This window comes from Paenibacillus sp. KS1 (assembly GCF_001680695.1).
GTDB lineage: Bacteria > Bacillota > Bacilli > Paenibacillales > Paenibacillaceae > Paenibacillus_B > Paenibacillus_B suaedae.
In genome coordinates, this window is record NZ_MAIS01000083.1 from 18,713 (window position 1) to 29,095 (window position 10,383).

A 10,383-nucleotide genomic window follows, 5' to 3' on the forward strand; every position below is an offset into this window, starting at 1 on the left:
TAAGTCTAGTGCTGCACATGCTGTAACCGCTCCAGACAGGTATGAAGTGTGAAGCGATGCTTCACCACCTGATTTAGGCGAGTCTGAGACATGAGGAGGTGCAACACAATGTACGCAATTATCGAAACAGGTGGCAAGCAGTACAAAGTTCAAGCTGGTGATGTATTGTACATCGAGAAGCTGAACGCTGCTGAAGGCGAAAGCGTGACATTTGACCGTGTCTTGGCAGTATCCAAGGACAACGGCTTGGTCACAGGTACTCCGGTAGTATCCGGTGCTACTGTTACGGCGAAAGTTGAAAAGCATGGAAAAGGCGCGAAAATTGTCGTGTACAAGTACAAAGCGAAAAAGAACTACCGTCGTAAGCAAGGTCATCGTCAACCGTATACAAAAGTGACGATTGAGAACATTCAGGCGTAAGAAGGTGCCATATGATTCGCATTACAATACGGCGCAAGCCGGATCATTCAATTGAGAGCTTCTCCATTGAAGGACATGCGAATTATGCTCGCCACGGAGAGGATATCGTATGTGCGGGAGTCTCTTCGGTATCGGTGGGTACGGTGAACGCCATTGAAGCATTGACGGGCATTGAGCTGGAATGTAAGATGAAGGATGGATTTTTGAGTGGACGTGTTCCACGCATTAATCAGCCGGATATCGAAGCTAAAGTTCAATTGCTGTTGGAGTCGATGATCGTCAGTTTACACACGATCGAAACTTCATACGATTCGTATCTTCAAATAGAAGACAATTAAGTGAGCAAGGAGGTAGACTATAATGTTGAAACTGAACCTTCAGTTGTTCGCATCCAAAAAAGGGGTAGGTTCCACAAAGAACGGCCGTGATAGTATCGGTCGCCGTCTTGGTGTGAAGCGCTCCGACGGTCAAGTAGTTTCTGCTGGCAGCATTTTGGTGCGTCAACGTGGTACGAAAATCCACCCAGGTAACAACGTGGGCATCGGTAAGGACGACACTCTGTTCGCGAAAGTGGATGGCGTTGTTAAGTTCGAACGTTGGGGCCGCGATCGCAAAAAAGCGAGCGTCTACCCGGTTGAAGTTGCACCTGTTGCAGCAGCTGTGGAGAACTAAGACGACTGAAGAACCCTCGGCTTGAGCCGGGGGTTTTTTTAATGAATAAGAGACGACAATGCGTTGTCTGGCAAAGTGCAAGATATGTCCGAGCCTGTGCACAGCTTATGTAGAGCTTACGCCAAGCTTGTACCAAGCCTGTGCGAAGCCGAAGTTGTTGTTCGTTCGAGAGATAACATAGTCGCTCATCTGAGGAAATGCTTCGAAGGGGCTATGCCACATCAATTCCTTTTTGTCTGCTCATTATTTCCCGCATAATGCCGCCATCAGCGCGGTCCACATTGTTTCTAATTCTGTTGTTACTGGAATGATTTGTGCAAATCCTTTATTTCTTAGTATGATTTTGTTTGGACGCGGTTTCAGGCGCGTGATATACTGAAATTCGGGGAGTTTGTACATAACTGGAAATGTGTGAGTATCGGGGAGCGAAGTGATGAATAGGACAAGCTTATGGATCGGCTGTTGCTGGGCTGTCGCTGCAGCTGGGACAGCAGCTATCATTGGTTGGAATATGCACATCGGGTGGCGTATTGGACTCGCATTCGTTGTGGCTGCCAGTATTGGCGGAGCATTTTTGCTATTCTCGCGACAACAACAACGACAAAGAGAACGAATGCTTCAAGAAACCCAATTAGCGGCAATTCACTTAATGAATCATCAGCGGCATGATTGGATGAACGACTTGCAGCTTCTGTATGGATATGTTCGTTTGAAAAAGTACGATAAATTACCGGACTGCGTGGAAACAATAAAAGAAAGAATGGCGGAGGAAAGCCGAATTGCCAAACTTGGTTTTCCGGAACTCGTTATGTTTTTGATGCAGCACCGTACCTCTGGCGGTACGATGCCGCTCAAGGTAATGATACCAGAGCCTCTTGAACTCGACCGATTGAACCTGGAAGTGGACACTGTCCGCTTGACGAATATGATTATCGAGACGGTTAACACATTCCGCTTCGCATCCAAGGAGCAGGGGGACGCTTATTGCCCGCTGCAGCTTGCGATATGGTGTGAATCGAGCCAGCTTAACATTCAATATCAATTAGAGGGTAAACTGCTTCGGCCGGGCGAAGTGGCCGAGAAGCTGAGACGAATTGCGATGGAACGCGGCGTGCGGCTGGAGCAGTTGTCGGCGAATCATCATGATGGGCAGGACGCCTACCAAATAGTCGTGCCATGCAGTGCATAATGAGGTGACAGCATGTTTGTAGATAAGACGAGGATTTATGTTAAAGGCGGCGACGGAGGCGACGGAATCGTCTCGTACCGCAGAGAGAAGTATGTGCCAATGGGTGGTCCCGCTGGCGGTGACGGAGGACATGGCGGCGACGTTATTTTCCGTGTAGATGAAGGATTGCGTACGCTTGTCGATTTCCGCTACCAGAAGCACTTTAAGGCGGATCGCGGGGAGAAAGGCCGAAATAAGAGCCGGCATGGAGCGAATGCGGAGGATATGATTGTCCGCGTTCCCCCTGGAACGGTAGTCATCGATGATGATACGAAGGAAGTTGTCGCTGACCTTACCCGACAAGGCCAAGAGGTTGTAATTGCCAAGGGCGGCCGTGGAGGACGAGGCAACATCCGCTTCGCAACAGCGAACAATCCTGCACCGGAACTTGCAGAACATGGAGAAGAAGGTCAGGAGCGCTGGGTTATCCTTGAATTGAAGGTCATGGCTGATGTCGGCTTGGTCGGATTCCCGAGTGTCGGCAAGTCAACTCTCCTGTCTGTTGTATCTGCGGCGCAGCCGAAGATTGGTGCTTATCATTTTACGACGATTACACCGAACTTAGGCATGGTGGATGTCGGAGAAGGACGCAGCTTCGTTATGGCTGATCTTCCTGGGTTGATTGAAGGAGCCCATACGGGTATTGGATTGGGTCATGAATTCCTTCGTCACGTTGAACGTACCCGCATCATTGTTCATGTTGTGGATATGGCGGGCATGGAAGGTAGAGATCCATTCGATGATTGGGTGAAGATTAACGAGGAATTGAAGTTATACAATGAGAAGTTGTCCGAGCGGCCGCAAATTATCGCTGCTAATAAGATGGATATGCCTGAGGCAGAAGAGAATTTGGCGGTATTCCGTGAGAAGGTTCGCGAGATGACGGGAAGCGATATTGAGATTATGCCAATCTCCTCGCTGACACGGCAAGGTATTCAAGAGCTGCTCTATCGAGCGATGGAGTTGCTTGAGCAGTTGCCTGATGCTCCTGAAGTCGAAGAGGTGGCAGAGGTTGATGAGCGTAAAATCTATCGCTTCGAGAAGACAAGACATGATTCAGAATTTACAATTCGCCGCGAGAACGATACGTTCGTGGTCGAGAGCGAAGCCGTTGAGAATATGCTGAAGCGCATGCAAATGAACTCTCATGATGCGATCTTGCGCTTTGCGCGGACACTGCGCCACATGGGAATTGATGAAGCGCTGCGCAAGCGTGGTGCAGTTGATGGGACGATTGTCCGCATTGCTGATTTTGAATTTGAGTTCGTAGAAGGCAGCAGCTACTATTGAAGTTCATAAGAAAATGATTAGAACGCCTGACCCTTTTTGGGTCGGGCGTTCTTTTTTTTGTTTATTGAGTCAATGGAAGTGGCGCTTCGATCAAGTGGGAGTATTGGCCTGATCAATATTCGTAAGACGAAGCAGGTCAGCTTCATCCAGCAGAATATCCATTCCGCGTACACTGTCTTGAATAGAAGAAGGCTTGGTGGCTGCCGGAATGGGAATGAGATTAGGGGATAGTGCAAGCAGCCACGCAATCACAATCTGATAAGGGCTTGCCGAATACTTCTGTGCCAGTTCTGACAATACAGGATGGTTCTGCAAATGGATGGAATTGCTCGGCCCACCGAATGGGCTATACGCAATGAAGCTGATCCTATGCTCATCACAGTATCGAAGCACGTCATTCGAGTGTCTGTCATGAAGATGGAGACGGTTCTGAATACAAGTGATGGGTGCGATTTGCTGGACACGCTGACACTCGCTCACAGTAACATTGGATAGGCCTATATGGAGAATTTTGCCTTCTTCCTGAAGTCGGCTTAACGCCCCAACAGATTCTTCAATAGGAACAGAAGGATCGGGAGCGTGCAAAATGTATAGAGGATGGCATTCACGCTTTAGAGTATGTAAGCTGAGCTCGCATGCAGAGCGAAGAGAATCGGGTCGGCCGTCGCAAATCCAGGACCCATTCGGACGAGCTAGACCCCCCTTTGTAATAATTAGGTACTCTTCAGTGGAGTAGGCAGATAGTGCTTCTTGCAGCAATTGTTCATTGTGACCGAGATCGTGATCATCAAGGCAGTACGTATCGGCAGTGTCAAATAACGTGATTCCGCTTTCGAAGGCAGCCTGGATGGTCGCGATAGCTTGCACTCGGTCAGGTCTGCCGGCTACAGATAGTGGAGCGCATCCTAGGCCGAGCTTAGACACCTGTATTTGAGTAGTACCAAGCAGTGTGTGCATCATGAATAACTTTACCTCCTCTAATGGAAAAATGAAGCAGGAAATTTAATCATTTGTATACTGTTACTGTGAAGGGAAGAGAAGGTTTCGTTTTTATTTTCGTCAGAACGGTTTTCATTATTTTTAAATAAAAACAAGGAAGACGATAGGGATAATCGTGTATAATAGATTAAACTTTTTATGCCTGTAAAATGGATTAGAGAAAATATTTATAGATTGGCCTATTGCCAACTTGCGCACATATCCGCTATAATGTCCTCTATAAATAAACAAAAGTCTTTATACGGAGGACTCAATCATGGCAGAGCGATATTACTTGGTGAGAGAAGACATATTGCCAGAGGCGGTAGTGAAGACGGTAAGAGCGAAGCAATTGCTCGCGACAGGTGAAGTGAAGACGGTTCATGAAGCTGCAGAACGAGTTGATTTGAGCCGCAGTGCTTTTTACAAATATAAAGACGGTATCTTTCCGCTCAATCAATTGGAGCGCGAACGGATTGTAACGATCTCAATGGATTTGGATCACCGTTCAGGCATTTTATCTAAAGTGCTTGGTTCTGTCGCTTCCTATGAGGGAAACGTATTGACAATCAATCAGACGATACCCCTGCAAGGAATTGCGAATGTTGTAATCTCGGTTGAAACGTCACTTATCGCAGAGCCATTCGGCAATATGCTGGATGCGCTTCGGGATATCCCTGGGGTAAAGCGTGTGACGATCATCGGACAAGGGTAAGTGTACTTGCTTAATTACATCGGTATTACTCTATAACTACATTAGATACAGACAGCTGCTGGGAGAAGGGGAGGAACTGATTTATGAAGCCGATTAAAGTTGGATTGCTAGGATTGGGGACGGTAGGAACTGGTGTTGTACGTATTGTGGAGGGGCATCAAGAGGATTTGTCCAGCCAAGTGGGCTCACCGATTGTAATTGAGAAGGTACTCGTGAATGACATTCATAAGGAGCGCAGCATTAGCATTCCTGAACATAAGCTAACAGAACATGCAGAAGATATTATTAACAACCCGGATATTGATATTGTGATTGAAGTCATGGGTGGTCTTGAGCCAACGAAGCAATATATTATGGATGCGCTGGAGCGCGGCAAACATGTGGTTACGGCGAACAAAGACTTAATGGCGCTGCATGGGCGTGAAATTATGGCCAAAGCGAAAGCGAATCATTGCGATGTATTGTACGAGGCAAGTGTAGCTGGAGGCATTCCGATTATCCGCACCTTGATGGAGAGCTTCTCATCTGACCGGATTAAGAAAATTATGGGGATTGTGAACGGAACGACGAACTTCATTCTGACGAAGATGAGCAAGGAAGGCGCGGGCTATGAGGAAGTGCTGAGGGAAGCGCAGCAGCTTGGATATGCAGAAGCTGACCCTACTTCGGATGTAGAAGGGCTTGATGCTGCACGCAAGATGGCCATCTTAGCAACACTTGGCTTCCACGCGGACGTGGCGTTGGAGGATGTTGAAGTTCGCGGAATTTCACAAATCAAAAAAGAAGACATTATGTTTGCGAAGCGTCTCGGTTATGAGATGAAGCTGCTCGGTATCGCAGAACGTCAGGATGATCAGATTAGTGTTGTTGTGCAGCCTACGATGGTCAGCAATGCTCATCCGCTTGCTTCGGTCAATGGCGTCTTCAACGCTGTATATGTGTATGGCGAAGCCGTTGGCGAGACGATGTTCTATGGCCCTGGTGCTGGTGAGATGCCTACAGCCACTTCTGTTGTCGCAGACTTGGCGGCTGTCATCAAAAATATGAAGCTCGGCGTGAACGGATTGCGGGCGCTGACTCCATATAAGGAAAAGAAATTGAAAACAGATGATCAAATTTCATATAAGAACTTTATTCTTCTTCATGTGGAAGATAAGGCGGGGGTATTGGCACAGATTACGCAAGTATTCGCGGAGTACGATGTGAGCCTCGATTCCGTCGTCCAACAGCCGAATTCGCATAATCCAGATGCTGAAATTATCATTATCACACATCAAGCCAGCCAAGCGAACATGAAGAAAGTGTTTAAGCATTTTGAAAACTTGGATGTTATTAAATCCATCAAGAGTGCATATCGGGTAGAAGGCTAATCCACCAATCAGGCAGCAGAAAAGGGGTTATTTCGATGAGATACATGGGACTACTAGAAACATACAAATCATATTTGCCTATCAACGACAATACGCCAAAGCTGACACTGCATGAGGGGAATACACCGCTCATTCGCGCGGATCGTCTATCCGAAGAGCTTGGATTGAATTTGTATTTCAAATATGAGGGATTGAACCCTACTGGATCGTTCAAGGATCGCGGCATGGTTATGGCAGTAGCGAAGGCGGTAGAGGAGGGGAGCCGCACAATCATGTGTGCTTCTACAGGCAATACATCTGCTGCGGCTGCAGCTTATGCAGCTCGTGCTGGCTTGAATTGTATCGTTCTCATACCGAACAATAATATTGCGCTCGGCAAGCTCGCTCAAGCAATGATCTATGGTGCCAAAATTATTGCGATTCAGGGCAACTTCGACCGTGCTTTGGAGATCGTGAGAGAGATTACGGCCAAGCACCCGATTACACTCGTGAATTCGGTAAATCCATATCGAATCGAGGGTCAGAAGACGGCGGCTTTCGAAGTGTGTGATCAATTGGGGAAAGCGCCCGATGTGCTTGCAATTCCGGTTGGCAACGCTGGCAATATTTCGGCTTATTGGAAAGGGTTCAAGGAATATCATGCTGCCGGCAAGACAGACTCCCTGCCGAGAATGGTAGGGTTTGAAGCAGAAGGTGCAATGGCGATTGTAAAGGGTGAACCGATTGCGGAGCCGGAGACGGTGGCTACTGCTATCCGAATCGGTAATCCGGCAAGTTGGAAGACGGCAGTAGAAGCTGCTGAACAATCGGCTGGCCAAATTAATTACGTAACCGACGAACAAATCCTTGAAGCTTATCAATTAATGGCTGCGAGGGAAGGGGTATTTGCTGAGCCGGGCTCTGCTGCTTCGCTTGCTGGTGTGCTGAAGCTTCATAAGGAAGGATACTTCAAGGGCGGAGAGACTGTGGTGAGCGTGCTTACTGGACACGGTCTGAAGGATCCGAATATCGCAATTAAGACAGTAGCGAAGGAACCGCTCGTCGTTCAGGATACAGAAGAAGCTGTTATGGAAGCAATTGCGAAGCTGGAGCGTGAACAATAATGTGGCGGGAAGAAGGGGTGCTCGTGCGTGTACCGGCGAGCACCGCGAATTTAGGGCCAGGATTCGATACATTGGGCATGGCGCTTCAACTTCATCTGTGGGTTGCGATGAAACCAGCGGATCAAGCTATCATTCGATTGCACGGCTCTGATCTTGAGGGGGTACCGACGGATGAGAGCAATCTTATCTATCGAATTGCACAATCAGTATTTGATGAGGCGGGAATTGATCGTCGCCCGATTGAAATGGAAGTATATAGTGAAATCCCGTTGACAAGAGGACTCGGAAGCAGTGCCTCAGCTATTATTGGCGGTTTGGTAGCGGCGAATCAGCTGATCGGTGAACCGCTCGATGTGGGTCGTCTCTACGACATGGCGACGGCTATTGAACGCCATCCTGACAATGTTGGAGCCTCCATCATAGGCGGGATTGTAGCAGCTGCATGGGATGGAGAACATACGACTTATGCTCGTGTTGAGCCGGATAGATACCTATCCACTGTGGTCGCTATCCCTCAGTTCCAGCTTGAAACAAAGCAAGCTCGAGGTGTGCTACCGAGCCAAGTAGACATGGCCAAAGCCGTATTTAATATCAGTCGGTCTTCACTTCTTGTAGCTGCGTTGAGCAGTGGGAGATACGACATCTTGTCTGAAGCGATGAAGGATTGTCTCCACCAACCATACCGTGCTCCGATGATTCCAGGTATGACTCATATTTTGGAGCATGCTGTGCAGCATGGTGCTCTTGGTGTCGCGCTCAGCGGCGCGGGCCCGACTCTGCTTGCGTTTATTGACAAGCGCAGTGACAGCCAAGAACTCATTTCGTTTATGCGAGATACTTTTAGTGAGCATCGAATCGATGCTGTTGTGAAGGAATTGGAGCCGAGTCATGAAGGTGCAGTATGTATTGGTACATGGGGCGATATGGAATCAATCTTATCTGCGCGCATGCTTGAATAGTCTACGAAGGAGTTAGCGTACATGGCACGAATTGCATTATTGCCGGAAGGCTCCGTTTCGCATGAAGCGGCATTGCATTTAGCAGGACATGATCATCAATTTGTACACTATAAGCTGATTTCGGATGTGTTTCTTTCGACTGCGCGTGGCGATTCAGAATATAGTGTCATCCCCATTGAGAATACAATTGAAGGTTCGGTCAACCTACATATGGACTGGATTGTTCATGAGGTGGATTTGCCGTTTCAAGCGGAATGGGTCTTTCCGTCTATTCAGAATTTGATTGGACGCCGTGAGGAACTGCAGGGAGATTGGGGCAGTATTCAAAAAGTAATGTCACATCCTGTAGCGATGGCACAGTGCATGCAGTACATTCGCAAGTATTTGCCGCATGCGGAACTCGAACATGTGAGCAGTACAGCTGAGGCAATCAATATTGTGAAGCAGAATCCAGGTCGCGGCTGGGCAGCTATTGGAACGACTGTAGGTGCGCATACGCATGGGTTGGATATATTGGCGCCAACAGTGACGGATCATAATAACAACTTTACTCGATTTGTGCTCATTGGGAGGAAGCCACTAGAATTACCTCCTTCAACTGCACATAAGACGACCATTTTGGTTACCTTGCCTGAGGATTTCCCGGGGGCGCTTCATCAGGTTTTGTCTGCATTTGCTTGGAGACGAATTAATTTATCTCGCATTGAGTCCCGTCCAACCAAGAGGAAATTAGGCAGTTATTACTTTTACATTGATGTAGAAATGGCGTTAGATACCGTTCTGCTCCCTGCTGCCATCGAAGAAATTGAAGCGATCGGCTGCCAAGTTCGTATTCTTGGTTCCTATCCAAGCTATTCGTATGAGTTTTCATTAGCGGATTCAAATGGCAGAGGGAACAAATAAATTAGGGCGTTCTTGGTTTAAGTATGGCTTGATGTAAGTCGTAAGAACGAGATAAAGAAAAATCACGGCGCTGCAAGCTGCAATGATATAAGTAGTTTTGTAGTGCTGTGCGAGTATTCCGGATCGTTGTCCTCCCTAACAAGGGAGGATTTTTTTGATTTTATTGCACACATGGATGTCAAACGCCTATTTGCTGCATAGGATAAAGTAGGTGATTTCGGGCTTATGTCCGGTAAGAGTAGGATGACGAACGTGTGGGAGGTTGCATGAAGTGAAAATACACATTGTCAAGAAAGGCGACACGCTATATGCGCTGGCGAAAAAATACGGAATTACTTTAGAAGAACTTATTGCTATGAACAGTCAGCTTGCTAACCCGAATGAACTGGATGTTGGCATGAAAATTAAAGTCCCGTCGACTCCGGTTCCCTCAAGTGGACATGAGATCGTTCACAAGCACGTTGTAAAGGAAGGGGACACCCTATGGAAATTGTCTAAAGCATGGGGAATACCTCTTCAAACTTTAATTGATGCGAATCCGCAGCTCAAAAATCCGAATGTGCTGGTGATCGGTCAAGTTGTAAACATCCCTAAAATGCAGTCAGATGGCAATGTTCCGGCCCCTAATGTTAATAAGCCGCCATCCTCTAAGGAAGAAATGACGAAGCCCAAGTCTGAAGTAACGAAACCGAAAGAAGAGGTAACGAAACCGAAAGAAGAAGTAACGAAACCGAAAGAAGAGGTC

General features: G+C 47.5%; 12 protein-coding genes and 1 other annotated feature. Of the genes, 11 read left to right on the plus strand and 1 reads right to left on the minus strand.

Features of this window, described 5'->3' with window-relative positions:
- Nucleotides 1-14 precede the first annotated feature (14 nt).
- Nucleotides 15-95 (plus strand) — a sequence feature (ribosomal protein L21 leader region).
- 13 nt (nt 96-108) lie between these two features.
- The 5 genes from rplU (at nt 109) to obgE (ending at nt 3,610) form a co-directional block, all read left to right on the plus strand.
- Nucleotides 109-420: a 50S ribosomal protein L21 gene (rplU, locus tag BBG47_RS22140; protein WP_005547385.1), complete on the plus strand. Its 312-nt coding sequence runs from the start codon at nt 109-111 to the stop codon at nt 418-420.
- Nucleotides 421-431: 11 nt separating this feature from the next.
- A complete protein-coding gene (locus BBG47_RS22145; protein WP_021254227.1) occupies nt 432-758 on the plus strand; it encodes a ribosomal-processing cysteine protease Prp in 327 nt (108 codons plus the stop codon).
- 22 nt (nt 759-780) lie between these two features.
- Nucleotides 781-1,092, plus strand: a complete 312-nt coding sequence (gene rpmA, locus BBG47_RS22150; protein ID WP_021254228.1) for a 50S ribosomal protein L27 — start codon at nt 781-783, stop codon at nt 1,090-1,092.
- Nucleotides 1,093-1,525: 433 nt separating this feature from the next.
- Entirely contained in the window at nt 1,526-2,281 is a 756-nt protein-coding gene (locus BBG47_RS22155; protein ID WP_021254229.1) for a Spo0B domain-containing protein, read from the plus strand.
- A 12-nt stretch (nt 2,282-2,293) separates the two neighbouring features.
- Nucleotides 2,294-3,610, plus strand: coding sequence for a GTPase ObgE (obgE, locus tag BBG47_RS22160; protein WP_065293533.1), 1,317 nt, complete (start codon nt 2,294-2,296; stop codon nt 3,608-3,610).
- 90 nt (nt 3,611-3,700) lie between these two features.
- Here obgE and BBG47_RS22165 read toward each other — a convergent pair whose 3' ends face one another.
- Complete coding sequence (locus BBG47_RS22165; RefSeq protein WP_065293534.1) at nt 3,701-4,570, minus strand: aldo/keto reductase; 870 nt, start codon at nt 4,568-4,570, stop codon at nt 3,701-3,703.
- A gap of 295 nt (nt 4,571-4,865) precedes the next feature.
- On the opposite strand from BBG47_RS22165, the gene BBG47_RS22170 reads away from it, so the two are divergent.
- The 6 genes from BBG47_RS22170 to BBG47_RS22195 all read left to right on the plus strand — a co-directional run.
- On the plus strand, nt 4,866-5,303 hold the full coding sequence (locus tag BBG47_RS22170; protein WP_021254232.1) for an ACT domain-containing protein: 438 nt from the start codon (nt 4,866-4,868) through the stop codon (nt 5,301-5,303).
- Nucleotides 5,304-5,386: 83 nt separating this feature from the next.
- Nucleotides 5,387-6,673 carry a homoserine dehydrogenase gene (locus BBG47_RS22175; RefSeq protein WP_065293535.1) on the plus strand — a complete coding sequence of 429 codons (1,287 nt, stop codon included), beginning with the start codon at nt 5,387-5,389 and terminating at the stop codon, nt 6,671-6,673.
- A 35-nt stretch (nt 6,674-6,708) separates the two neighbouring features.
- Nucleotides 6,709-7,776 (plus strand): threonine synthase, encoded by a 1,068-nt coding sequence (thrC, locus tag BBG47_RS22180; RefSeq protein WP_065293536.1) that lies wholly within the window; start codon nt 6,709-6,711, stop codon nt 7,774-7,776.
- The gene (gene thrB / locus BBG47_RS22185) at nt 7,776-8,735 is read left to right on the plus strand and encodes a homoserine kinase (RefSeq protein WP_065293537.1); all 960 of its coding nucleotides are present in this window, start codon (nt 7,776-7,778) and stop codon (nt 8,733-8,735) included. Before thrC ends, thrB begins: the two co-directional genes overlap by 1 nt.
- 21 nt (nt 8,736-8,756) lie before the next feature.
- Nucleotides 8,757-9,638: a prephenate dehydratase gene (pheA, locus tag BBG47_RS22190; protein ID WP_065293538.1), complete on the plus strand. Its 882-nt coding sequence runs from the start codon at nt 8,757-8,759 to the stop codon at nt 9,636-9,638.
- 271 nt (nt 9,639-9,909) lie between these two features.
- Nucleotides 9,910-10,383, plus strand: a 474-nt coding sequence (locus tag BBG47_RS22195; protein WP_139070743.1) for a LysM peptidoglycan-binding domain-containing protein, incomplete at its 3' end; no start/stop codon positions are given.

Coding starts and splice junctions, on each gene's coding strand:
- rplU (WP_005547385.1), top strand. CDS start 109: ATGTACGCAATTATCGAAACAGGTGGCAAGCAGTACAAAGTTCAAGCT.
- BBG47_RS22145 (WP_021254227.1), top strand. CDS start 432: ATGATTCGCATTACAATACGGCGCAAGCCGGATCATTCAATTGAGAGC.
- rpmA (WP_021254228.1), top strand. CDS start 781: ATGTTGAAACTGAACCTTCAGTTGTTCGCATCCAAAAAAGGGGTAGGT.
- BBG47_RS22155 (WP_021254229.1), top strand. CDS start 1,526: ATGAATAGGACAAGCTTATGGATCGGCTGTTGCTGGGCTGTCGCTGCA.
- obgE (WP_065293533.1), top strand. CDS start 2,294: ATGTTTGTAGATAAGACGAGGATTTATGTTAAAGGCGGCGACGGAGGC.
- BBG47_RS22165 (WP_065293534.1), bottom strand. CDS start 4,570: ATGATGCACACACTGCTTGGTACTACTCAAATACAGGTGTCTAAGCTC.
- BBG47_RS22170 (WP_021254232.1), top strand. CDS start 4,866: ATGGCAGAGCGATATTACTTGGTGAGAGAAGACATATTGCCAGAGGCG.
- BBG47_RS22175 (WP_065293535.1), top strand. CDS start 5,387: ATGAAGCCGATTAAAGTTGGATTGCTAGGATTGGGGACGGTAGGAACT.
- thrC (WP_065293536.1), top strand. CDS start 6,709: ATGAGATACATGGGACTACTAGAAACATACAAATCATATTTGCCTATC.
- thrB (WP_065293537.1), top strand. CDS start 7,776: ATGTGGCGGGAAGAAGGGGTGCTCGTGCGTGTACCGGCGAGCACCGCG.
- pheA (WP_065293538.1), top strand. CDS start 8,757: ATGGCACGAATTGCATTATTGCCGGAAGGCTCCGTTTCGCATGAAGCG.